Raw genomic sequence first — 22,913 nt, forward strand, 5'->3', positions numbered from 1 at the left:
GGCGGGGGGAGCGGGTGGGGTGGGCGCATGACGTGTGCGGGCAGATCATCGGATTACTCCCGCTTCCGGGGGCGTCGGGGCGTTCGGGTCGGGGCCGGGCTGCTCGCCGGAGCGCTCGTGCTGCCCTGTCTCGTGCTCGCCGGGTCCGGGGCGGCGCGGGCCGGCGGGGCCGGGGACCGGGCGCTGCGGCTGAGCGTCACGGTCAACGACCGGGCGTCCGGCGGGGAGCGGCCGGTCGCCGTGCGGGCCGGGGGGCAGGTGGTGAAGCGGTACCGGCTGGTGAACCAGGGCGGGGCCGATCTGCACGGGGTGCGGGTGCGCGATCCCGGGAACCCGTCCGGCGTCGTCGTGCGGTGTCCGCGCCGGGTCCTCGTCGGGCTCACCTCCATGGAGTGCGTCGCCCGCTTCCGCGCCCTGCCCGGGACCCGTACCGCCACCGTCCGCGCCGAGGGCCGCGTCCCGTCCCTCGGGCTGACCGCCCGCGCGACCGACCGCGCCGGGTACACCGGCGTCCTCGGCGCCCTCGTCCTCGGCGAGCGGGTGCGCGTGGCCGTGGCGGCGGGCGGGGCCGCCGTCACGTACACCGTCGCCAACCGGGGCAACCGGGCCCTGTACGACGTGCGCCTCACCGATCCCGCGCTCCGGCTCTCCCCCGGGGCCTTGGACTGCGGTGGGCGGCCCGGCGTCGTCCCCGTGCTCCCGTCCGGCGCCTCCGTGCGCTGCACCGCGACCGTGCGGCGGCCGGCCGGTACGCATCGCAGCACCGGTGTCGCCACCGCGACCGACCGGGTCGGAACCTACGACAGCGCAGGGCGCCGGGTCCCGGCACCGCTGCTCACCGCGCGCGCCGGGGCCTCCTTCACCGTGCCGGAGGAGGAGGCGCAGGACGGCGAAGGGAGTTCGGGGGGTGTCGGGGTGGGCGGGGCGGCGCCCGGGGCGCCCGGGAGTGGCGTCGCCGCCGTGCCTCCGCCCGTGGGGGCGATGCCCGTCGGGCCTCCCGCGCCGGACGCCCCGCCGGCGACCGGGGCCGAGGCCGGGGCCGGTGCCGGTATCGGTGTCGGCGAGGCCGGGGTGGGGGCGCCGCCGGGCGTCGTGCCCGGGGGCGTGGGTGGTGAGGGGCTGGTCGAGGCGCCGCCCGCCGGGCCGGAGGGGGTACGGGAAGGGGGTGCCGTGGCCGCCGCCCCGCGCCCGGACCCACCGCGGCCGGCGTCCTCGCGCCCGGAGTCCTCGCGCCCGGAGTCTCCCGCAGCGGACGCCACGTCTCGGGCCGCCGGTCTCGACGACGAGGGGTTCCTCGGGCGGCTGCGGCGGCGCGGGCGGGAGGCGGACGAGATGGGGGTCGTCGTGATGCTGCTGCTCCTGCTCGTACCCGCGGCCCTCGCCGCCGCCCTCCTCGGCAACCGGAGGTCCTGACCCGTGGTCGTGCTCGAAACGCTCGTCGTCGTCTTCGGGATCGCCCTGCTCGGCGCGTTCGCCGTCTACGTGAAGACGCGGCTCTTCCCCCTCCCCGAGAGCGAGGAACCGCGCGAGGACGTCGCCGAGTACATCGCCATGATGGTGTCGGTCCTCTACGCGATCGTCCTCGGCCTCTGCCTGGTCTCCGTCTGGGACACCCGGACCGCCGCCTCCGACCACGCCCAGGCCGAGGCGAGCGCCCTGCACCAGACGTACCTGCTCGCCGACGCCCTCCCGGAGGACCGGCGCGAGCCGCTGCGGGCGGCGGCCCGGACGTACGCCGACCACGTCGTGGACGTGGAGTGGCCGCTGATGGCCGCCCGGCAGCCGCTCGCTCCCGAGGGCTGGCGGCTGCTCGAACAGCTCCGGCGGGCCGGCGAGGTCGGCGACACCGCCACCGTCTCGCAGCAGATCGCCGCGCAGGAGGTGCTCGCCCAGCTCGGGTACGTGGACGACGCGCGGCGCAGCCGGGAGGCGGCGGCGGAGGAGCGGTTGTCGCCGGTGCTGTGGGCCGGGCTGGTCCTCGGCGGTTTCCTCACGCTGGCCTTCATGTTCATCTTCGGGATCCATCACACCCGCACGCATGTGGTGATGGTGATGGGACTCGCCGGTTTCATCGCCTTCACCGCGCTGCTGGTCCATCAGCTCGACGAGCCCTTCGGCGAGACGCTGGGGACGGGCCCGGAGGCGTTCACCCGTTACTTCGAGTGACGGGTGCGTTGTTTCACGTGAAACAGCGCGCGGGAGGCATGGCGTATGAAATACCTCGTACGGGACAAGATCTTCGCGATCGGCGACGACTACTGGATCGAGGACGAGGACGGCCGGCACGCCTTCCTCGTCGACGGCAAGGCGCTGCGGCTGCGGGACACGCTGGAGCTGAAGGACCCCGGGGGGCGGGTGCTCGTCACCCTGCGGGAGAAGTTCTTCGCGCTGCGGGACGCGATGACGATCGAGCGGGACGACCGGCCGCTCGCGACGGTGCGCCGCAAGCGGCTCTCGCTGCTGCGCAACCACTACCGGGTGACGCTGGTCGACGGGACCGAACTGGACGTCAGCGGGCGGATCCTGGACCGGGAGTTCGCCGTCGAGTACGACGGCGAACTCCTGGCCCACATCTCCCGCCGGTGGCTGCGCGTCCGCGACACGTACGCCGTGGACGTGGTCCGCGAGGACGCCGACGCGGCCCTGCTGATCGCGGTGGCGGTGTGCGTGATCCGGATGGCCGAGCGAGAGGACTAGAGCGAGCGGGCTGGAGCGGAAGAGCTGGAGCCGGAGGGCTGGAGCGGGCGGCTGGCGCGGGAGGGCTAGAGCGCCTTCGCCAGGGCCTGTTCCAGGTCCGTCCACAGGTCCTCGACGTGCTCGATGCCGACCGCGAGGCGGACCGTGCCGGGGCCGATGCCGGCCGCCTCCAGGGCGGCGGCGTCGAGCTGGCGGTGCGAGGTGGACGCCGGGTGCATGACCAGGGTCTTCACGTCGCCGAGGGAGACCGAGAGGGAGGCCAGCCGGACCGCCTCGACGAAGGCCCGGCCGGCGTCCCGGCCGCCCGCGAGGTCCAGCGAGACCACCCCGCCCGCACCGTCCGGCAGCAGCCGCTCGGCGATCTCCCGGTCGGGGTGGCCGTCCAGGCCGGGGTAGCGGACGGCGGAGACCGCCGGGTGCGCCGCGAGCCGGGCGGCGAGGTCGGCGGCCGAGGCGCAGTGGCGTTCCATCCGCAGCGGCAGGGTCTGCATGCCGCGCAGGGTCAGCCAGGCCGCGAACGGGTCGGTGGTGGCTCCCAGTTCGACGGCGAAGTGGCGCAGCCGGGCGAGAAGCTCGGGGTCGCCGACGGCGACGACGCCGCCGAGGACGTCGGCGTGCCCGGCGAGGTACTTGGTGGCCGAGTGGATCGCGAGGTCGGCGCCGAGGGCGAGCGGGCGGCAGAGCAGCGGGGAGGCGAAGGTGTTGTCGACGGCGACGGGGACGCCGGCCTCGCGGGCGACGGCGGCGAGGGCCGGGATGTCGGCGACGCGGGTGGTGGGGTTGGCGATGGTCTCCAGGTAGAGGAGGCGGGTGGTGGGCCGCAGCGCGGCGGCGACCTCCGCCGGGTCCGTGCCGGAGACGTAGCTGACCTCGACGCCCCAGCGGGCGGCGAGGTCGGTGAGCATCGCGTACGTGCCGCCGTACAGGCAGCGCTGGGCGATGACGTGGCCGCCGCCGGAGAGCAGTCCGAGGAGGACGGTGTTGATGGCGCCCATGCCGGAGGCGAAGGAGAGCGCGCCGGCCGCGCCCTCCAGGCGGGCGACGGCGTCCTCCAGGGTGCGGACGGTGGGGTTGCCCATGCGGCTGTAGAGGAAGGAGTCGCCGGAGTGCATGGAGTCGGCGAGGGCGTCGGCGGACTCGAAGGCGAAGACGTGGCCCTGGTGGAGGGGGACGCCGAGCGGCGTGCTGCCGGTGATCTCGACGCGGGGCGGGTGCACGGCGAGGGTCTCGGGGCGGACACCGTGGTCCGGGGTGGCGGTGCTCTCGGTGATCATGGCCACAGTGTGGGAACCGCGGAGGGCCGTTCCCAGGTCCAATCCCGAAGAAGTGGCGCCGTGCGCCCGCTCCCGGGACGGGTGAGGGTCATGTGAGGCCCGGGCCACGCGCCTTGTGTCCGGGCCGGTGAAAGGGAACCATACGGGTGCAGTTGCAAAGTGCTGTCCGTCGTACTGCCATGGGGGCTCCGCGAGATGGGTTTTGACGAGGAATGGGCCGGCCTTCGGTCCACCACACCGGCACAGGAACCGGCGGCCATGCGGCTGAACCAGCTGGACGACGGCACCGGTGGCCGCGGCGGCGTCGGCGGCGCCCCGGACCTGCGTACGGCGCCCGAGAAGAAGCGGGCGGCGGCGAACACCATCGAGACCGAGCTGGAGCCGAACACCGGCAAGGCCGCCAAGTGGGCCGACGAGGCCACCACGAGCGCCGTGTCCGCGTTCGGCGGCTGGGCCGTCGCCGCCGGTCTGAAGACGGTCGACACCACGTGGAACAACCAGGTCAAGGCGTTGCTCGCGCGGCTGGCGCACGAGAAGGGCGCGCTGCGCGGCACCGTCGTCACCCTCTCCGGGACGGACGTCGGCGTCCGCACGCAGATCAAGGGCGTGCAGCCGGTCTCCTCCATAGCCGGGTACTGAGGGAGGACGCCGGCATGCTGACGTATTCCGAGATCATGACCACCGACCTGGGCAAGCTCTCCGCCGCCGCCGACAAGTGGGACGAGATGGCGAAGGAGCTGCACCGGGTCGAGGAGCGCTACCGCGACAGCGTGCAGTCGCTGCCCGAGTCGCCGGCCTGGATCGGCGAGAGCGCCGTGGCGGCGCGGACCAACTTCGCCGCCACCCGGTACGAGTACCAGGCGGCGCAGACGCAGGCGAAGGCCACCGCGACGCTGCTGCGCAACGGGCACCAGCAGTTCCTGGAGCTGAAGAAGCAGCTGGAGTCGGCCCGCGCGGACGCGGTGAAGGCCGGCATGAAGGTCTCCGAGGAGGGCCGGGTCGCGTACGACTACGGGCGGCTGACCCAGGGGGAGCGGCAGGCCGCCGCGCACGACCCGGACCACGCCCGGAGCGTCCGGGAGGCGGAGTCCTCCTGGGCCGCGCAGATCGATGGCTGTGTGAAGGCGTTCGACCTCGCCGACCAGGACCTGAAGAAGGACCTGGAGGCCGTGGTCAAGGACGGCGGCGGCGACAAGAACGACGAGACGATCGGCGGCTTCAACGGCGGCGCGGACAAGGTCGCCGCGGCCGACGACAAGGCCAAGGACGAGCGGATGAACCTCGCCTGGCTGGAGATGAAGGACAACGAGACGCTCGACGACTACATCAAGCGTCTCCAGAAGGACGGCCTCACCCGGCTCACCGGCAATCCGCAGCTGGCCGAGCTGGTCTCCAAGTTCACCAACGGCACGATCACGGCGGGCGCGTTCGCCGGTGCGCTGACGGCGGCCGGCATGTACTCGTACAAGCTCTCCAAGGCGCTGCGGCCGCCGTTCGTGCACCCGACCGCGCCCGGCACCTTCCTCTCCAAGCACTTCAACATGCGCCTCGCGGGCGCCGCGCCCGGCAGTCTGCTCAGCAGGATCCCGCCGGGCCTGGCCACCGCCCTCACCGGCTCCGACGAGGCGGCGATGTGGGGCGGGTTCATGCGGAACGGCGCCTTCTTCATGCCGACCGCCGCCGAGGCCAACCTGGTCAAGGTCGCCCAGAACGGCGGTCTCGCCAACGCGGCGAAGGCGGCCGGCTGGCTGCGCGGCGCCGGTGTCGTCGGCGGCGTCGCGGCCACCGCGTACGGCGTGGCCAACCTCGCCACGTACAACACCGACATGATCAAGGCGGATCCGGCGAAGTTCGCCTCGGACCTGACCGGCACGGCCTTCAGCGCGTCGATGACGGCGCTGACCGTCGCCCCGAACCCGGTCACCCTCGGTCTGGCCGTCGGTACGGGCGTGGCGTACGGCGCGGCCCTCATCTGGGACAACCACGAGGCCATCGGCAAGGGCCTGGAGCAGGCCGGCGACTGGGTCGGCGACAAGGCGTCCGACATCGGCAACGGCATCAAGGACGGCGCGAAGAAGCTCGGCAGCGCGCTGAACCCGTTCGACTGAGCCGCGGCCGGGATTCGACTGAGAGGGACACAGGGACCATGCACACCGACGTCACCCCCTTCGAGCTGCTCTGGTGGAAGGAGGGCGGCCGGCACGACTACCGGGCCGGCTTCAAGGGGGTCTCGCGGGAGTTCGGCGAGATCGTCCTCACCGCGCCGCTGCCGCGGAGCAACCAGGAGGCGGCCGTCGTCTCCGAGCTGCGCGGCGGCCTGCTCCCCACGGCCTCCTTCGAGGCCCGCGGGATCCACACCGACGTCGTGAAGCTGCCCACCCTCAACCGGTCGACCCTGCGCGTCGGCGACCGGGTCGTCCCCATGTCGCGCAACCGCGCGGGCCTCACCCTCGACCAGCGCGCCCTGCACCTGCGGTTCGCGGGCGACGACTACCGGCTGTCCGCGCTCGACAAGAACGGCTACGTCCTCAGCCGGCTGCCGGACGACGAGGACCCGGGCGTCACCGTCACCGTGCGGGAGTCCGGCCGCGGGAAGAAGCGGCGCCTCTCGGTCCAGGTCGCCGGCCGCGCGGAGGGCGGCGACCTGTCCCTGGCGCTGATCTTCGCGGGGGTGGACCGGTCGGCGCTGACCCGGCTGGGGGCGGTGAAGGCGGGGGTGTCGCGGGTGACGCACCTGTTCGCCGAGTCCCAGTACTGATCCCGTTCCTCCCCCCCTTCCCTTTTTCTTCTTTCAAGCGAATGAGCGACAAGATGCCTTCCTTCGATGTGACCCGGTCCCGTTTCCGTCTCGCTGACGACCACGTGTTCGTCCTGGCCCAGATGGCGACCGGCCAGCCGGTGCCGGAGTCCATGGCGGGCGCGCAGGCGGAGCTGCGGGAGGCCGGGCTGATCAACGGTGCCGGGGAGCTGTCGGCCCTGCTGCTGCCCGTGATGAAGACCGTCGTCCAGCCGACCGTGATCGTCTCCCTGGAGGCCGGCGGCCGGCAGGGCACCCTGCTCCACGGGCTCCTCGTCGGCGAGGAGAACGTCGTCTGCCACGAGAGCTGGCCGGGCGAGGCCGAGGCCGTCTACCGGCTCGTCGAGCCGCGCACGGTGGTGTGGACGCTCGCCGACCTCGTCGCGCTCCGCCAGTCCGGTGACGTGCCGCGGGAGGAGACGGTCGTGGAGACGACGGTCGGCGCGCTGGAGGCGGGCCTGGCCGCCCTGGAGAAGGCGGCGTCGACGCCGGGCGCGGACGAGCGGGCGCTGGTCGCGGCGGCGCTGGAGGCGGCGGGCGGCCCGGCCGGACCGCTGGCCGACCTGATCGTCGAGCTGCGCTCCCAGTGGCGGGTCACGGCCGCCTGGCAGGGGAGCCAGGGCGGCCGGCCGGGCGTCGTGGCGCGGGCCGTGGCGGCCTGGGACTGCGGGCCGCTGGGCTACTGGCTGCGGGAGCTGCCGGCGGAGCCGGTGGCCGAGGGCGGGGTCACCCCGGAGGGCCCCTTCCGGCTGCGCCGCGTCACGCCGAAGCGGCTGTGGCAGTCCCTGACGGACCTCCTCCCGGACGCCGCCGAGCTGGCGTCCTGAGCGGCGGGCCGCGCTAGCGGGTGCGGGGGTCCGTTCGGGGCTCGTACGTGATCAGGGCGAACGGGTCCTCGTGCGGGTACGTGAGGCGGGGCAGGCCCTCGACGTCGAGTTCGCCGCGCAGCCAGGCGAGCAGGACCCCGGTGAGGGTGCCGGTGAGCGGCGGGCCCACGCGCGCGTGGCGGGGGTCGATGATCAGCGGCCAGGTCTCGGGGTCGTCGCCGTCGGCGAGCCAGCCCAGCTGGTCGCCGTCGATGGACTTCGCGAAGGGCAGGAAGCCGCGCGGTTCGGGCCAGGCGGCCAGCGGGTGGAACTCGGGGTGGTCGGCGCGGAGCGACCGGTAGTTGTCGCCGTACCACGCGGCCCAGGACGCGACGTCGTACTGCCCGGTGCCCCAGGGCAGCGGGAAGCGCAGCCAGTCGCACCAGACGCCGCCGCCGTACGTCTCCATGAAGCGGACGTACGCGCGGGGGAGGACGGTGCCGAGCTGGTCGTAGGTCCATTCCCAGTCCCGTTCCCCGAGGTACGGCTCCGGGGGCGGCGGGACGAGGGCGGTGAGGGTGTCGAGGCCGGTGCCGCCGCCGGTGAACGCGGCACGCTGCGCGGGGGTCGGCGCCGGGCGGCGGGGCGGCGGGGTCCAGGGTCCGGCGGAGTCGCCGGCGAGGCCGCTGCGGGCCAGGGTGCGGGGCAGGCCCTCCTCCACGAGCAGGGCGAGGGCGGGCAGGAGCGGCACGCCGAGGCGGCGCCAGGGGTCACGGCCGGCGCGCTCCGCGTGCGGGTCGTGGAGGAGGACGGGCCAGGCGTCCGGGTCGTCGGCGGCGGTGTCCCAGAAGAGGGTGCCGGAGGTGCGGGTGGAGCCGAAGGGGAGGACGCCGGGGGCCATCCGGCGGGACTCCTCGACGAAGTGGCCGTAGTCGAAGCCGGCGCGGTCGCGGGCGTACGGCGTCTGGATCCAGAGCCGTTCCCCGAGGTCGACGGGGCCGTAGACGTCGGCGATCGCCTTGTAGTCGGCGGGCAGCGGCAGGCCGAGCCACTCCTCGACGGCCGCCCAGTCGACGGGGATCGCGGGCCCCTCGGGCGGCGGCCCGAAGAGCCCGGCGAAGGCGGCGACGGCGCCGTCCCGGGACGTCACGCTCATCGGACCCGCGCCCGGTGCGGGGCGGCGACGCCGAGGACCCGGTCCTTGAGGGCCGGGAACTCCTCGCGGATCGCGGCGGGCTTCGCCGGGTCCAGGACGGTCCGCAGGACCTCCTCGCCGGGGCCGGCCTCCGCGAGGATCTCCCCCCACGGGTCGACCACCAGCGAGTGGCCGGCCTGTTCGACGCCCGCGTGACTGCCGGCCGTGCCGCAGGCGAGGACGTACGCCTGGTTCTCGACGGCCCGGGCCTGGGCGAGGAGCCGCCAGTGGGCGCGGCGGCGGGCGGGCCAGCCGGCGGGGACGACGAACGCCTCGGCGCCGGCGTCGACGAGGCCCCGGAAGAGCTCGGGGAAGCGGAGGTCGTAGCAGGTGCCGACGCCGACGGTGAGGTGCGGCAGGTCGAAGGTGACCAGGTCCTCCCCGGCGGCCATGAGGACGGCCTCGCCCTTGTCGAAGCCGAAGCGGTGGATCTTGCGGTAGGAGGCGGCGAGTTCGCCGTCGGGGGAGAAGACCAGCGAGGTGTTATAGAGGGCGCCGCCGGCGGCCTCGACGAAGGAGCCGGCGTGCAGCCAGACCTCGGCGTCGCGGGCGGCAGCAGCCATCGACGTGTAGGTGGGACCGTGGAGGGGTTCGGACTCGGGCTCGAAGAGGTCGGCGGCGAAGGCGCCCACGGGCCACAGTTCGGGGAGGACGACGAGGTCCGCGGCCCCGTGCTCCTCCCGTACGAGGCGGGCCGCGCGGGCCCGCCGGTCGGCGACCGGTTCGTCCGGGTCTACCGCGATCTGGATCAGCGAGGCGCGCACACTACCACCGTCCTGGCGTTGAAGCCGTCAACACCGGCCTACGATCGTCACACGAAAGCACTGCCGGGGTGCTCCCGGGGAGCGTAACTTAGCGTCCGAGCCTCCCATTCCACTGTCGCCCAGTCGTGTTTTCAGCCCGCACCGAAGAACGTCGAGGGGTCCCGTGACCGTCCATCCCAGCCTCCAGAACTACGCCGACGCCTGGACCCATTCCATCGAAGCGATAGCCGAGCTGGTGCAGCCGCTCGTGGAGGGCGAGTGGAACCGGGCGACTCCGTGCCCCGGCTGGTCGGTGCGCGACATCGTGTCCCATGTGATCGGCATGGAGACGGAGATGCTCGGCGACCCGCGGCCGATCCACTCGCTCCCCCGCGACCTGTACCACGTGCGCAGTGACTTCGCCCGCTACATGGAGGTGCAGGTCGACGTCCGGCGGCACCACACGGCGCCGGAGATGACCTCGGAGCTGGAGTACATCCTGATCCGCCGGGCCCGGCAGCTCCGCAACGAGAACCGCTCCCCCGATCACGTCATCCGGGCGCCGCTGGGCGCGGAGCAGACCCTGGAGCAGGGCTACCGGCTGCGGGCCTTCGACACGTGGGTGCACGAGCAGGACCTGCGGGTCGCGCTCGGGCGGCCGGGGAACCTGGACTCGCCGGGCGCGACGGTGGTGCGGGACCTGCTCCTTGAGGCGCTGCCGAAGGTGGTCGCGAAGGACGCGGGCGCGCCCGCGGGTTCGGCGGTCGTGGTGGACGTGACCGGTCCGGTGGAGTTCCTGCGGACGGTGCGGGTGGACGCGGAGGGGCGGGGTTCGATCGACGGGGCGCCGTCACTGGGCCCGGCGGTGACGCTGGCGACGGACTGGGAGACGTACGTGCGGCTGGCCTGCGGCCGGGTCCGGCCGGCCGAGGTGGCCGACCGGATCAAGACCGAGGGCGACCCGGAGCTGGCGGCCGCGATCCTCGACCACTTCGCGGTGACGCCGAAGTAGACACCCGTGGTCGCTATACGGGGACGTGGACGGCCTCCACGCGGCTGGCGACGAGCCGTTCGCGTTCCCGCCGGTGGGTGCGGGACTTGAGGCGGAGGATCTGGACGACGCCGAGGGCTTCGAGGACGAAGACCGAGGAGAAGGCGATCCGGTAGTCGTCGCCGGTCGCGTCGAGCAGCACGCCGATGGCGAGCAGCGTCGTCATCGAGGCGACGAAACCACCCATGTTGACGATGCCGGAGGCGGTGCCCTGACGCTCCGGCGGGTTGGCCGGGCGGGCGAAGTCGAAGCCGATCATGGAGGCCGGTCCGCAGGCCCCGAGGACCGCGCAGAGGGTGACGAGCAGCCACATCGGGGCGTGGTCGCCGGGGTACGCGATCGTGGCCGCCCACAGCAGGGCGGTGGCGGCGACCGTGCCGAGGGCGAGCGGGGCGCGGGCGCCGCCGTGGCGGGCGATGATCTGCCCGTACGCGAGGCCGACGGCCATGTTGGAGAGCACGACGAGGGTCAGCAGCTCGCCGGCGGTGCCGCGGGACAGGCCCTGCGCCTCGACGAGGAACGGCAGCCCCCACAGCAGCAGGAACACCATCGCGGGGAACTGGGTGGTGAAGTGCACCCACAGGCCGAGCCGGGTGCCGGGCTCGCGCCAGGACTCGGCGATCTGCCGGCGGACGTAGGCGGCGCCGGCGTGCTTGACCGGGGTGGGCTCGTACCCCTCCGGGTGGTCCTTGAGGAAGAGCAGCAGCAGGACCAGGACGAGGACGCCGGCGAGGGAGCTGCCGACGAAGGTGGTGGTCCAGCCGAGGCCGTGCAGGGCGCGGGAGAGGACGACGGTCGAGACCAGGTTGCCGGCCATGCCGATGAGGCCGGCGAGCTGGGCGATGAGGGGGCCGCGGCGGGCCGGGAACCAGCGGCCGCCGAGCCTGAGGACGCTGATGAACGTCATGGCGTCGCCGCAGCCGAGGAGGGCGCGGGAGGCGAGCGCCATGGGGTAGGTGGGGGAGAGCGCGAAGCCCAGCTGGCCCAGGGTGAAGAGGACGACGCCGAGGGCGAGGACCTTCTTGGTGCCGAGCCGGTCGACCATGAGGCCGACGGGTATCTGCATGCCGGCGTAAACCAGCAGCTGGAGTATGGAGAAGGTGGAGAGCGCGGAGGCGCCCACGTGGAAGCGGTCGGCGGCGTCGAGTCCGGCGACGCCGAGCGAGGTGCGGAAGATGACGGCGACGAAGTAGACGCCGACGCCGACGCCCCAGACGAGGGCGGCGCGGCGGCCGCCGGGCGGGTCGCCGGGGAGGGTGACGGCGGAGCCGTAGCCGTTGCGGCCGCTCACCGGTCCTCACCCCGGACCAGGCTGCCGACGCGGCCGAGGTGGCGGCGGACGGCGGCGGCGGCGCCCTCCGCGTCGCCGGCGCGCAGGCGGTCGAGGATCTCGGCGTGCTCGGTGATGTTCTGGGCGACCCGGTCGGGGTGAGCCTGCATCACGGCGACGCCCATGCGGAGCTGGCGGTCGCGGAGCTGGTCGTAGAGGCGGGCCAGGATCTGGTTGCCGGCGTGCCTGACGATCTCGGCGTGGAAGCAGCGGTCGGTGACGGCGACGTCGGCGAGGTCTCCGGCGCCGGCCTGCCGCTGCTGCTCCTCCAGGAGTTCCTCGAGGCGGGTGAGGAGCGCGGGCGGGGCGGGCACGGCCTTGCGGACGGCGAACTCCTCGACGAGGAGCCGGGTCTCGACGACGTCGGCGATCTCCTGGGCGGAGACGGCGAGGACGAGGGCGCCCTTCTTCGGGTAGAGCTTCAGCAGCCCTTCCATCTCCAGCTTGAGCAGCGCCTCGCGGACGGGGGTGCGGGAGACGCCCACGGCCTGGGCCAGCTCCCCCTCGGTGAGCAGGGTGCCGCCCTCGTAACGGCGGTCGAGAACCGCCCGCTTGACGTGGCTGTAGACCCGTTCGGCGGCGGGCGGCTGCTTGAGGGGCTGTTCCGTGGGCTGCTCGGTGGAGGGCGGTGCGGCGGAGGGCATGCGCACAGCATAGATACAAGGGGTGTACAACAAACAGGCCCGTCCGCGATGTGGACGGGCCTGTTTCACGTGAAACACGCCAACCGGACGACTACGCCCAGGTGATGAGCCTCTTCGGCTGTTCCAGGATCGCAGCCACGTCGGCCAGGAACTTGGAGCCGAGTTCGCCGTCGACCAGGCGGTGGTCGAAGGAGAGCGCCAGCGTGGTGACCTGACGCGGCTTCACCTTGCCCTTGTGGACCCACGGCTGGAGCTTGATCGCGCCGACCGCGAGGATCGCGGACTCGCCGGGGTTGAGGATCGGCGTACCGGTGTCGACGCCGAAGACGCCGACGTTGGTGATGGTGAAGGTGCCGCCCTGCATGGCCGCCGGGGTCGTCTTGCCCTCGCGGGCGGTGGCGACCAGCTCGCTCAGGGACCGCGAGAGCTGGGGCAGGGTCTGGGCGTGCGCGTCCTTGATGTTGGGGACGATCAGGCCCCGCGGCGTGGCCGCGGCGATGCCCAGGTTCACGTAGTGCTTGAGGACGATCTCCTGCGCCGCCTCGTCCCAGGCCGCGTTGATCTCCGGGTTGCGCTTGACGGCGACCAGGACGGCCTTGGCGATGAGCAGGAGCGGGTTGACCCGCAGGCCCGCCATGTCCTTGTCGGACTTGAGCTCCTCGACCAGCTTCATCGTGCGCGTGATGTCGAAGGTCACGAACTCGGTGACGTGCGGGGCGGTGAAGGCGGAGCCGACCATCGCCGCCGCCGTGGCCTTGCGGACGCCCTTGATCGGGACCCGGGTCTCCCGCGCGTCGCCGGCGCCGACGGCAGCGGCGGGCGCCTGGACGGGGGCGGCGGGGGCCGGAGCCGGGGCCTGCGGGGCGGCCGGTGCCTGGACCGGGGCCGCGGGTGCGGCCGGGGCGGCGGCGCGGTGCACGTCCTCGCGGGTGATGATCCCGTCCGGGCCGGTCGCGACGACCGCCGCGAGGTCCACGCCGAGGTCCTTGGCGAGCTTGCGCACCGGCGGCTTGGCCAGCGGCTTGGGCGCGGCGGTCACGGCGCCGTGCCCGTTCAGCTGCTCGGGGACCACCGCGACGGGCGCGGCGGGCGCGGTCTTGCGGGCGCGGCGCTTGGTGGAGCTCGCGGCCACGCCGTAGCCGACGAGGACCGGCTGGCGGCCCTCCGGCTCGGGCTCCTCGGCCACCGGCTCCTGCACGGGGGCGGCGGCCGGGGTCGACGCCGGCGTCGCGGCCGGGGTCGCGGCCGGGGCGCCGCCGCCGACGTTCACCGAGATGATGACCTGGCCGACGTCGACCGTGGTGCCCTCGGGGAAGACCAGCTCGTGGACCGTGCCGTCGAAGGGGATCGGCAGCTCGACGGCGGCCTTGGCCGTCTCGACCTCGCAGACGACCTGCCCGTCGGTGACGGTGTCACCGGGCTGGACGTACCACTTGAGGATCTCGGCCTCGGTGAGGCCCTCGCCCACGTCGGGCATCTTGAATTCGCGGATCGTCATGGCGGTGCTCTCCTCAGTACGCCAGCGAGCGGTCGACGGCGTCGAGCACGCGGTCCAGGCCCGGCAGGTACTCCTCCTCCAGGCGCGCCGGCGGGTACGGCGCGTGGTAGCCGCCGACCCGCAGGACGGGGGCCTCCAGGTGGTAGAAGCAGCGCTCGGTGATCCGGGCGGCGATCTCCGCGCCGGAGCCGAAGAACACCGGGGCCTCGTGGACGACGACCAGCCGGCGGGTCTTCTCGACCGACGCCTGGATGGTGTCGAAGTCCAGCGGGGAGATCGAGCGCAGGTCGACGACCTCGACCGAACGGCCCTCCTCGGCGGCGGCCGCGGCCGCCTCCAGGCAGGTCTTCACCATGGGGCCGTAGGCGACCAGCGTGAGGTCGGTGCCCTCGCGGGCCACGCGGGCCTTGTGCAGCTCGCCGGGGATGGCCTCGGTGTCGAGCTCGCCCTTGTCCCAGTAGCGGCGCTTGGGCTCGAAGAAGATGACCGGGTCGTCGCTCTGGATCGCCTGCTGGAGCATCCAGTAGGCGTCGGAGGAGTTCGCCGGGGTGACGACCTTGAGGCCCGCGACGTGCGCGAAGAGCGACTCGGGGGACTCGGAGTGGTGCTCGACGGCGCCGATGCCGCCGCCGTACGGGATGCGGATGACGACCGGCATCTTCACGGTGCCGAGCGAGCGGGCCCGCATCTTCGCCAGCTGGGTGACGATCTGGTCGTACGCCGGGAAGACGAAGCCGTCGAACTGGATCTCCACGACGGGGCGGTAGCCGCGCAGGGCGAGGCCGATCGCGGTGCCGACGATGCCGGACTCGGCGAGCGGGGTGTCGATGACCCGGTCCTCGCCGAAGTCCTTCTGGAGGCCGTCGGTGATGCGGAAGACACCGCCGAGCTTGCCGACGTCGAGGCCCATGACGACGACCTTGGGGTCGGTCTCCAGGGCCTTGCGCAGCGACTCGTTGAGCGCCTTCGCGAGGGGAAGCTTCTGAACAGCCATGATTACTCGGCCTCTCCGTCCGCGAAGGACGCCTGGTAGGCGGCGAACTGCGCGCGCTCCTCGTCGACGAGCGCGTGCCCGTCCGCGTAGGTGTGGTCGAACATCGCCATGTGCTCCGGTACGGGCATGGCGCGGACGACCTCGCGGACGTGCTTGCCGAGGGTCTCGCTCTCGGCCTCCAGCTCCTCGAAGAAGGCCGCGTCGGCGTGGCCCTCGTTCTCCATGTACGCGCGCAGGCGGAGGATCGGGTCCTTCGCCTCCCACGCCTCGCGCTCCGCGTCGCGGCGGTAGCGGGTCGGGTCGTCGGAGGTCGTGTGGGCGGCCATCCGGTAGGTGAACGCCTCGATCAGGGTGGGGCCCTCGCCCCGGCGGGCGCGCTCCAGCGCCGACCGGGTGACGGCCAGGCACGCGAGGACGTCGTTGCCGTCGACGCGGACGCCGGGGAAGCCGAAGCCGCGGGCGCGCTGGTAGAGCGGGACGCGGGTCTGCTTCTCGATGGGCTCGGAGATCGCCCACTGGTTGTTCTGGCAGAAGAAGACGACCGGGGCGTTGTAGACCGCGGAGAAGACGAACGACTCGTTGACGTCGCCCTGGCTGGAGGCGCCGTCGCCGAAGTAGGCGAGGACCGCGGAGTCCGCGCCGTCCTTGGCGATGCCCATGGCGTAGCCGGTGGCGTGCAGGGTCTGCGAGCCGAGGACGATCGTGTACAGGTGGAAGTTGTTGCTGTTGGGGTCCCAGCCGCCGTTGTTCACGCCGCGGAACATGCCCAGCAGGTTGGTGGGGTCGACGCCGCGGCACCAGGCCACGCCGTGCTCCCGGTACGTCGGGAAGACGTAGTCGTCGTCGCGCAGGGCCCGGCCGGAGCCGATCTGGGCGGCCTCCTGGCCGAGCAGCGAGGCCCACAGGCCCAGCTCGCCCTGGCGCTGCAGGGCGGTCGCCTCGGCGTCGAAGCGGCGGGTGAGAACCATGTCGCGGTAGAGACCGCGCAGCTCCTCGGCGCTCAGGTCGATGTCGTAGTCGGGGTGCTGAACGCGCTCGCCCTCGGGCGTCAGCAGCTGAACGAGCTCGGGCTCCCCGGCCGGAGCCTGGTCGGCCTTCTTGGCTCCGGCGCTGGCGCCGGTGGTGCGCTTGGCGCCGCTGCTGCGTCGCGTCGTCTTGCGCGCGGCAGTGCTCTCCACGGTCACGTGCGTGCTCCTCCGTCGGTCCGGCCCCCGGGTTCGCCGGTAAGGCCAGTGCGGCTCTCCGCCTTATCCGTACCCTGCGCACGGGGTGGGTGCGACGCGGCCGGGGTCGGCGTGACAGGTGTCCCGGCGAGCGCCGTCGTAAGGCACGTTACCCATAGCGCGGCATTCCTGCGAAACCCCACTTGACCTGCGATTTTGCTTGGATTTCCAAGTAAATCGAGAAAAGCGGGAGCTCACCCAGGTCAGCGCGCTGAGCAGCGGCCCGACGCCGTCGTCGGAACATCCGGCACCGTAACCCGCCTACCCCGGGCACCGGAAGAGCCAATATGTGAGACTGGCTGCGTGCGCGAAGAAGGAAAAATCCGGGTATTTCTGCTGGATGACCATGAAGTCGTCCGGCGCGGCGTCCACGAGTTGCTTTCCGTGGAGGACGACATCGAGGTGGTCGGCGAGGCCGGAACCGCGGCCGACGCCCTGGTCAGGATCCCCGCGACCCGCCCCGACGTGGCGGTGCTCGACGTCCGGCTGCCCGACGGCAGCGGGGTCGAGGTCTGTCGCGAGGTCCGCTCCCAGGACGATTCGATCAAGTGCCTGATGCTCACCTCGTACGCGGACGACGAGGCGCTTTTCGACGCGATCATGGCCGGAGCCTCGGGATACGTCCTGAAGGCCATTCGGGGCAACGAACTGCTGAACGCGGTCCGGGACGTGGCGGCCGGCAAGTCGCTGCTCGACCCGGTGGCGACGGCGCGGGTCCTGGAGCGGCTGCGGGACGGAAACAGCCCGAAGGGTGACGACAAGCTCGCCAACCTCACCGAGCAGGAGCGCAAGATCCTCGATCTGATCGGCGAGGGCCTGACCAACCGGGCCATCGGCGAGCGCCTCCACCTGGCGGAGAAGACCATCAAGAACTACGTGTCCAGCCTGCTGTCGAAGCTGGGCATGGAGCGCCGTTCGCAGGCCGCCGCGTATGTCGCGCGGATGCAGGCCGAGCGTCACTGAGAGCCACCGGGTCCCGCCGGGGTCGCGCCGCTCCCCCCGCCGGTCCCGGCCATGGGGAGCGGCGCGGGCCCGTCGCCGGTTCTCGGGACCTACGTCCCCGGGGGGACGGGGCCGCGGCCCCTTCCCGACAGGGTGCCGGTGGCGGAGAGTGGAACCATGTCCACCGAGGAGATCCGCGCCATCGAACTGCTCGGCCGTGCGTCGTACGGCCGGGTCGCCACGAGCATGCGGGCGATGCCCTTCGTCGCGCCCGCCCGGCACATCGTCTCCGACGGCAGCGTCGTGATCCGCATGCACGAGGGCCTCGGCTACCACCAGGCGTGCAGCGGCAGCGTCGTCGCCTACGGGGCGGACGATCTCGATCCGGTCTCCGGCGTCCTGTGTTCGGTGCAGTTCACCGGCACCGCCGAGATCGTCGAGCCGACCGCGGCGGAGCTGGCCGCCTTCGGCCCGGAGCCGCTGAGCGTGGACGGCGAGCCGTTCGTCCCCGTCTACCTGCGGATCGAACCCCAGTTCGTCACGGTGCACAGCATCGACTACGGCCCCGCGGCCGGTTCCGCACCGCGACATCTGCACCACGCAGCGTGATCTAACATCTGCGGAGTGCCGCGCTCATCTGAACACCCCGCTCCTCCGGTCGGCGCCCTGCTGCGCCGCCACCCGCACGCCGGCGAGCCCCTGTCCTGCGTCCCCGTCACCGAGGGCCTGCTCAACCGCGGCTACCGGCTCTCCACCACCCGCGGCCGCTACTTCCTCAAGCAGCACCTGGACGCCCCCACCGCCGACCGGGCCACCATCACCCGCCAGCACCGCGCCACCCAGCGGCTGCACGCGCTGGGCCTGCCGGTGGCCCCGCCGCTCCCCGACAGCCGCGGCCGCACCGTCGCCGTCATCGACGGGCGCTGCTACGCCCTGCACCCCTGGGTCGAGGGACGGCACCGCGACGGCGCCCAGCTCACCACCGGAGGCTCCCGCCGGCTCGGCGCCCTCCTCGGCCGCGTCCACACCACCCTGGACCGGGTCATGGAGCCGCCGCCGGCCGGCGACCGGCACGACAGCGCCCGCCCCGAGGACACCTTCCGCGACATCGCCGAGCTGATCCGGCTGGCCCGCGCCCACCGCCCGTACGGCGGCTTCGACGCGCTCGCCGAGCACCGGCTGCGGGAGCGCCGCCGGCTGATCGCCCAGCACGCCCACCGGCGCCCTCCGGCGCCCGCCACGGCCGGCTGGGTGCACGGCGACTTCCACCCGCTGAACCTGCTCTACCGGGGCGCCGAACCGGCCGCGATCGTCGACTGGGACCGCCTCGGCGTCCGCCCCCGGGCCGAGGAGGCCGTCCGGGCCGCCGCGATCTTCTTCGTACGGCCGGGGGGCGAGCTGGACCTGGAGAAGGTGCGGGCCTACGCGCGCGCGTACCGGCGGGCCACCGGCGCCGACGGCGCGGAGCTGGCGGCGGCGGTGCACCGGGTGTGGTGGGAGCGGCTGAACGACTTCTGGACGCTGCGCTGGCGCTACCAGCTGAACGACCGCAGGGCCGACCCGCAGTTCCCCGCGGTGTCGGCCCTGGCCGTGTGGTGGACCCGGGAGTACGACGCCGTCCGCGACGCCTTCTCCGACTGAGACGCCCTTACGGGGTCGTGGCGCCGGCGTCGCCGCCGCCCGAGTCGTCCGTGGGCGGCGTGTTCGGGTCGCCGTTGCCGCCGCCGGTCGGGTCGGTCTGGCCGCCGGCGTCGCCGCCGTCCGTGGGCTGGTCCGTCGGCTCCTCGGTGGCCGTGGGCTCGGTGGTCGGCTCGCCGGTCTCCGTCGGGTCCGTCGTCGGCTCCTCGGTGGGCGTCGGCTCGGTGGTCGGCGGCGGCGTCGTCGGAGCGGTCGTCGGCGCCGTCGTCGGGTCCGGGTTCCACGGCTGCTGCGTGGTGCCGCCGTCGCCGCCGCCGCTGCTGTCGCTCGGCTGCCCGGTGTTCGGGTCCTCGGACGGCTCCTCGGACGGGGTGGGCTCCTCGGAGGCCGTGGACGGCGACTGCGACACCGTCGTCGGCGTCGTGACCGGCTTCTTCTCCTTCTCGCCGTCGCCCGCCATCTTCACCGCGAAGACGACGCCGGCGACGATCGCGACCAGCGCGAGCGCGGCGAACAGCACCATCCTGTTCCGCCGGCCCCGGCCGTCGTCGTGACCGCCGTAGCCGCCGTTCTGGCCGTAGCCGCCGGTGCCGCCCGTGCCGTCGTCGTAGCCGTTGTAACCGCCGTCGTCGGGGTTGGGCAGCGGGACGATCCGGCCCTGCGCCGTCTCGCCGAGCGGCGGGTGACCCATGGCCGTCGTCGCCGCCATGCCGTTCACGGGCGTGTGCCCGCCCTCGTGGACGGTCACCGGGCCGGTGTTCCAGGTGCCGGTGTGGCCGCCCTGCTGCCGGAGCATCTCCAGGCTGTACTGGATCAGCCCGCGCATCTCCTCGGCGCTCTGGAACCGGTCGTCCGGCTCCTTCGCGAGCGAGCGCATCACCAGGCCGTCCAGCTCCGGCGGCGTCGAGCCGCGGACCTCGGACGGCGGCACCGGGATGTCCTGCACGTGCTGGTAGACCACCGACAGCGGCGTCTCACCGGTGAAGGGGGGCCGCAGCGCGAGGAGCTCGTAGAGCAGACAGCCCGTCGCGTACAGGTCGGAGCGGTGGTCGACGGCCTTGCCGAGCGCCTGCTCCGGGGAGAGGTACTGCGGGGTGCCCATGACCATGCCGGTCTGCGTCATCGTCGCCTGCGCCCCGTGCAGGGCGCGGGCGATGCCGAAGTCCATGACCTTCACGGCGCCGGTGTTCGTGATGATCACGTTGGCCGGCTTGATGTCGCGGTGCACGATGCCGTGCTGGTGCGAGTAGGCCAGCGCCTCCAGGACGCCGGAGACGATCACCAGGGCCTGCTCGGGCCCCGGGGCCTCCGCGCTGACCAGCAGGTCACGGATGGTGCGGCCCTCGACGAGCTCCATCACGATGTACGGCACCGGGCGGCCGTCGACGATGTCCTCGCCGGAGTCGTACACCGCCACGATCGCGTGGTGGTTGAGGCCGGCGACCGACTGCGCCTCGCGCGTGAACCGGGCCTTGGAGACCGGGTCCTCGGCGAGGTCGGAGCGGAGCAGCTTCACCGCGACGGTGCGGCCGAGCCGCACGTCCTCGGCGGCGAAGACCTCGGCCATGCCGCCGCGGCCCAGACGGTGCGTCAGACGGTAGCGGCCGTCGCCGACGACGCGGCCGACTCCCCATGACTCCGCGGCAGCGCCGGGCACACCGCCACCTGCGTCGGATCCGGGTTCCATGAGTCCTCGCCGTCGTCTGTCCGTGCCGTGGGTCAGTCGTCACGCTACAGGCTTCGTGCGACATCACGGTTCGCGATGACCGGCCATCCAACCCTTCTCGCGTACGCCTGTGCAAATTCCGCGGGTTTCGCCCGGCCCCCGCCCGACTCCACCGGTACGGAGGGTCACGGAACGGGCACCCGGCTTGACGTGTCAGGGGCCTCGGGCAGACTTGGCCCAGAAAATCGGCGGGATATCGAGGTCCGGCCGCACACGACGGACCGACGCCTCGGGGCGCAGGGGGACAGCAGACATGAGCCACGACGGCGCTCAGGGCGGCCGCTACGCGGGCGGTTCGGTCGCGAACGGCCGCTACCAGCTGCGCGACCTCCTCGGCGAGGGCGGTATGGCCTCGGTCTACCTCGCGTACGACAGCGCGCTGGACCGCCAGGTCGCCATCAAGACGCTCCACACCGAGCTGGGCCGCGAGGCGTCCTTCCGCGAGCGGTTCCGCCGCGAGGCGCAGGCCGTGGCGAAGCTCTCGCACACCAACATCGTCTCGGTCTTCGACACCGGCGAGGACACCCTCGACGGCGGGCTCATGCCGTACATCGTCATGGAGTACGTGGAGGGCCAGCCGCTCGGCTCGGTGCTCGCCTCCGACGTCCGCCAGTACGGGGCGATGCCCGCCGACAAGGCGCTGAAGGTGACGGCGGACGTGCTCGCCGCGCTGGAGGTCAGCCACGAGATGGGCCTGGTCCACCGCGACATCAAGCCCGGCAACGTGATGATGACCAAGCGCGGCGTCGTGAAGGTCATGGACTTCGGCATCGCCCGCGCCATGCAGTCCGGCGTCACCTCCATGACCCAGACCGGCATGGTCGTCGGCACCCCCCAGTACCTCTCCCCCGAGCAGGCGCTCGGCCGGGCGGTGGACGCCCGCTCCGACCTTTATTCGGTCGGCATCATGCTCTTCCAGCTGCTGACGGGCCGGCTCCCCTTCGACGCCGACTCCCCGCTCGCCATCGCCTACGCGCACGTGCAGGAGGAGCCGGTCGCCCCGTCCTCCGTCAACCGCTCGGTGACGCCCGCGATGGACGCACTGGTCGCCCGCGCGCTGCGGAAGAACCCGAACGAGCGCTTCCCGAGCGCCGCCGCGATGCGCGACGAGTGCCTGCGGGTCCTCGCGGCCGGCCAGTCCGCGGCCCCCGTGATCGTCCCCGGCACGCCGGTGAACAGCGGCTCGGGCGTCGGCTCGGCCGTCTTCCCGCCGGTCGGCCAGACCCCGCCGCCGCACCAGCCCGCGCAGGTGCAGCAGCCGTACCCGGCGCACACGCCGCAGCCCGGTCCGTACGGGCCGCCGACGCCGGCTCCCACGCCGGCGCCCAACCCGGCGTACGGCTACCCGCAGCAGGCCCCCACCCCGGCCCCCGGCTACCCGACGCCGCAGCCCGTCTCCTACGCGCCCACGCCGACCCCCGCCCCGACGGCCCCCGCCGCCCCGCGCCGGAACATGCCGGTGATCGTCGGCGCGGTCCTCGTCGCCCTGATCGCGGTCGGCGGCGTGATCGCCGCCGTCAACATGAAGGACAAGGAGACCGGCGGCACCACCGGCGCCACCGGCACCGCCGGCGCCACGACCGGCGGGGAGCAGACCCAGACCGACAGCCCCGGCCACAAGGGCCCGGACCTGTCGAAGACCATCGAGACGAAGAAGTGCACCGAGCCGCGGGAGTCGAGCGACGACCCCGAGAAGTTCGAGGTGCCCGACTTCACCTACAAGAACCTCACCTCGGTGAAGGACTGCCTGCACGCCGCCGGGTGGAAGATCAAGAAGCAGACCCCGGTGGACGAGAACACCTACGGCGAGGACACGATCCTCGCCCAGTACCCGCCGGCCGGTACGGACATCAGCGCCGCCGACGCCGAGTTCACCCTGGAGATCTCCACCGGCAACCCCCAGAAGTAGCCGCCCCGGATGCCGGGATCGCCCCGTCATGTGACGCTGAGTCGGACACCTCGGCGGCACGGCAGGGGAGGGATCCCGGTGACTCCCACACGCGGCGGGACCGGCAGACGCGGCAGCGGCGGCGGAGGCGGTGGCGGACACCGCCGCGCCCGGAGGCGGACGCGGGCGGCGCGGGCCGCCCGGTCCGGCCCCGCGCTCCGGAGCATCCGGAGAACCGCCCTCGGCCCCGCGCTGGCCTGCGCCTTCACCCTGTACGGGATCTCCGGCGCGGCCCTCGCCGAAGCCGCCGAGGCCCCCGCGGGACCCGCCGCCGGCGCCGCCGGAACCCCCGCCGGCCGCGCCGCCGCCCCCGCGCACGGCCCCACCGCCGGACCCGCGCACGGCCCCACCGCGGCCGGCACCACCGCGCCCACCGGACCGCCCACCGGCGCCACCGCCCCCACCCC

At 73.3% G+C, this 22,913-nt stretch carries 22 protein-coding genes; 13 read left to right on the forward strand and 9 right to left on the reverse strand.

Annotated features, from left to right (window positions below; all coding sequences use genetic code 11):
* Nucleotides 1–117 precede the first annotated feature (117 nt).
* The 3 genes from IF73_RS38955 to IF73_RS0134380 are packed head-to-tail and all read left to right on the forward strand — an operon-like array spanning nt 118 to nt 2,697.
* Complete coding sequence (locus IF73_RS38955) at nt 118–1,413, forward strand: hypothetical protein (protein ID WP_031014788.1); 1,296 nt, start codon at nt 118–120, stop codon at nt 1,411–1,413.
* A gap of 3 nt (nt 1,414–1,416) precedes the next feature.
* Nucleotides 1,417–2,166, forward strand: a complete 750-nt coding sequence (locus IF73_RS0134375) for a DUF4239 domain-containing protein (protein ID WP_037881431.1) — start codon at nt 1,417–1,419, stop codon at nt 2,164–2,166.
* Nucleotides 2,167–2,211: 45 nt separating this feature from the next.
* Complete coding sequence (locus IF73_RS0134380) at nt 2,212–2,697, forward strand: LURP-one-related/scramblase family protein (RefSeq protein WP_031014794.1); 486 nt, start codon at nt 2,212–2,214, stop codon at nt 2,695–2,697.
* Between the two features lie 65 nt (nt 2,698–2,762).
* On the opposite strand, the gene IF73_RS0134385 is transcribed toward IF73_RS0134380, so the two are convergent.
* The gene (locus IF73_RS0134385; protein ID WP_051717608.1) at nt 2,763–3,971 is read right to left on the reverse strand and encodes a trans-sulfuration enzyme family protein; all 1,209 of its coding nucleotides are present in this window, start codon (nt 3,969–3,971) and stop codon (nt 2,763–2,765) included.
* Between the two features lie 258 nt (nt 3,972–4,229).
* Between IF73_RS0134385 and IF73_RS0134390 the strand changes: the two genes are divergently transcribed.
* The 4 genes from IF73_RS0134390 to IF73_RS0134405 are packed head-to-tail and all read left to right on the forward strand — an operon-like array spanning nt 4,230 to nt 7,595.
* Complete coding sequence (locus IF73_RS0134390; RefSeq protein ID WP_107049385.1) at nt 4,230–4,610, forward strand: hypothetical protein; 381 nt, start codon at nt 4,230–4,232, stop codon at nt 4,608–4,610.
* A gap of 14 nt (nt 4,611–4,624) precedes the next feature.
* Nucleotides 4,625–6,079 carry a hypothetical protein gene (locus tag IF73_RS0134395; RefSeq protein WP_031014802.1) on the forward strand — a complete coding sequence of 485 codons (1,455 nt, stop codon included), beginning with the start codon at nt 4,625–4,627 and terminating at the stop codon, nt 6,077–6,079.
* 38 nt (nt 6,080–6,117) lie between these two features.
* Nucleotides 6,118–6,729 (forward strand): hypothetical protein, encoded by a 612-nt coding sequence (locus IF73_RS0134400; RefSeq protein ID WP_031014804.1) that lies wholly within the window; start codon nt 6,118–6,120, stop codon nt 6,727–6,729.
* A 53-nt stretch (nt 6,730–6,782) separates the two neighbouring features.
* Complete coding sequence (locus IF73_RS0134405) at nt 6,783–7,595, forward strand: hypothetical protein (RefSeq protein ID WP_031014806.1); 813 nt, start codon at nt 6,783–6,785, stop codon at nt 7,593–7,595.
* Nucleotides 7,596–7,608: 13 nt separating this feature from the next.
* Here IF73_RS0134405 and IF73_RS0134410 read toward each other — a convergent pair whose 3' ends face one another.
* A complete protein-coding gene (locus IF73_RS0134410) occupies nt 7,609–8,730 on the reverse strand; it encodes an SMI1/KNR4 family protein (protein WP_031014808.1) in 1,122 nt (373 codons plus the stop codon).
* On the reverse strand, nt 8,727–9,533 hold the full coding sequence (locus IF73_RS0134415; protein WP_031014811.1) for a carbon-nitrogen family hydrolase: 807 nt from the start codon (nt 9,531–9,533) through the stop codon (nt 8,727–8,729). The genes IF73_RS0134410 and IF73_RS0134415 overlap by 4 nt, the downstream gene beginning before the upstream one ends.
* A gap of 163 nt (nt 9,534–9,696) precedes the next feature.
* Between IF73_RS0134415 and IF73_RS0134420 the strand changes: the two genes are divergently transcribed.
* Nucleotides 9,697–10,524 carry a maleylpyruvate isomerase family mycothiol-dependent enzyme gene (locus IF73_RS0134420; RefSeq protein WP_031014813.1) on the forward strand — a complete coding sequence of 276 codons (828 nt, stop codon included), beginning with the start codon at nt 9,697–9,699 and terminating at the stop codon, nt 10,522–10,524.
* 13 nt (nt 10,525–10,537) lie between these two features.
* Here the strand turns inward: IF73_RS0134420 and IF73_RS0134425 are convergent, their stop codons facing one another.
* The 5 genes from IF73_RS0134425 to pdhA all read right to left on the reverse strand — a co-directional run bounded on the left by IF73_RS0134425 (nt 10,538) and on the right by pdhA (nt 16,213).
* Nucleotides 10,538–11,854 carry an MFS transporter gene (locus IF73_RS0134425; protein WP_031014814.1) on the reverse strand — a complete coding sequence of 439 codons (1,317 nt, stop codon included), beginning with the start codon at nt 11,852–11,854 and terminating at the stop codon, nt 10,538–10,540.
* A complete protein-coding gene (locus IF73_RS0134430; RefSeq protein ID WP_031014815.1) occupies nt 11,851–12,537 on the reverse strand; it encodes a GntR family transcriptional regulator in 687 nt (228 codons plus the stop codon). Before IF73_RS0134430 ends, IF73_RS0134425 begins: the two co-directional genes overlap by 4 nt.
* A 91-nt stretch (nt 12,538–12,628) precedes the next feature.
* A complete protein-coding gene (locus IF73_RS0134435) occupies nt 12,629–14,035 on the reverse strand; it encodes a dihydrolipoamide acetyltransferase family protein (RefSeq protein WP_031014816.1) in 1,407 nt (468 codons plus the stop codon).
* A 13-nt stretch (nt 14,036–14,048) separates the two neighbouring features.
* A complete protein-coding gene (locus IF73_RS0134440) occupies nt 14,049–15,029 on the reverse strand; it encodes an alpha-ketoacid dehydrogenase subunit beta (protein WP_031014818.1) in 981 nt (326 codons plus the stop codon).
* 2 nt (nt 15,030–15,031) lie between these two features.
* Nucleotides 15,032–16,213 (reverse strand): pyruvate dehydrogenase (acetyl-transferring) E1 component subunit alpha, encoded by a 1,182-nt coding sequence (gene pdhA / locus IF73_RS0134445; RefSeq protein ID WP_031014820.1) that lies wholly within the window; start codon nt 16,211–16,213, stop codon nt 15,032–15,034.
* Between the two features lie 342 nt (nt 16,214–16,555).
* On the opposite strand from pdhA, the gene IF73_RS0134450 reads away from it, so the two are divergent.
* The 3 genes from IF73_RS0134450 (at nt 16,556) to IF73_RS0134460 (ending at nt 18,835) form a co-directional block, all read left to right on the forward strand.
* A complete protein-coding gene (locus tag IF73_RS0134450; RefSeq protein WP_031014823.1) occupies nt 16,556–17,215 on the forward strand; it encodes a response regulator in 660 nt (219 codons plus the stop codon).
* Nucleotides 17,216–17,371: 156 nt separating this feature from the next.
* Entirely contained in the window at nt 17,372–17,803 is a 432-nt protein-coding gene (locus tag IF73_RS0134455) for a pyridoxamine 5'-phosphate oxidase family protein (protein WP_031014825.1), read from the forward strand.
* A 15-nt stretch (nt 17,804–17,818) separates the two neighbouring features.
* Entirely contained in the window at nt 17,819–18,835 is a 1,017-nt protein-coding gene (locus IF73_RS0134460) for a phosphotransferase (RefSeq protein ID WP_031014827.1), read from the forward strand.
* A 7-nt stretch (nt 18,836–18,842) separates the two neighbouring features.
* Here the strand turns inward: IF73_RS0134460 and IF73_RS0134465 are convergent, their stop codons facing one another.
* Entirely contained in the window at nt 18,843–20,519 is a 1,677-nt protein-coding gene (locus IF73_RS0134465; RefSeq protein WP_031014829.1) for a protein kinase domain-containing protein, read from the reverse strand.
* 292 nt (nt 20,520–20,811) lie between these two features.
* On the opposite strand from IF73_RS0134465, the gene IF73_RS0134470 reads away from it, so the two are divergent.
* Nucleotides 20,812–22,467, forward strand: coding sequence for a protein kinase domain-containing protein (locus IF73_RS0134470; RefSeq protein WP_031014831.1), 1,656 nt, complete (start codon nt 20,812–20,814; stop codon nt 22,465–22,467).
* Nucleotides 22,468–22,545: 78 nt separating this feature from the next.
* Nucleotides 22,546–22,913 (forward strand): hypothetical protein (locus IF73_RS41300; protein WP_031014833.1); only part of this gene is annotated, 368 nt, incomplete at its 3' end.

It is taken from the genome of Streptomyces sp. NRRL F-5727 (assembly GCF_000719555.1).
Lineage (GTDB): Bacteria > Actinomycetota > Actinomycetes > Streptomycetales > Streptomycetaceae > Streptomyces.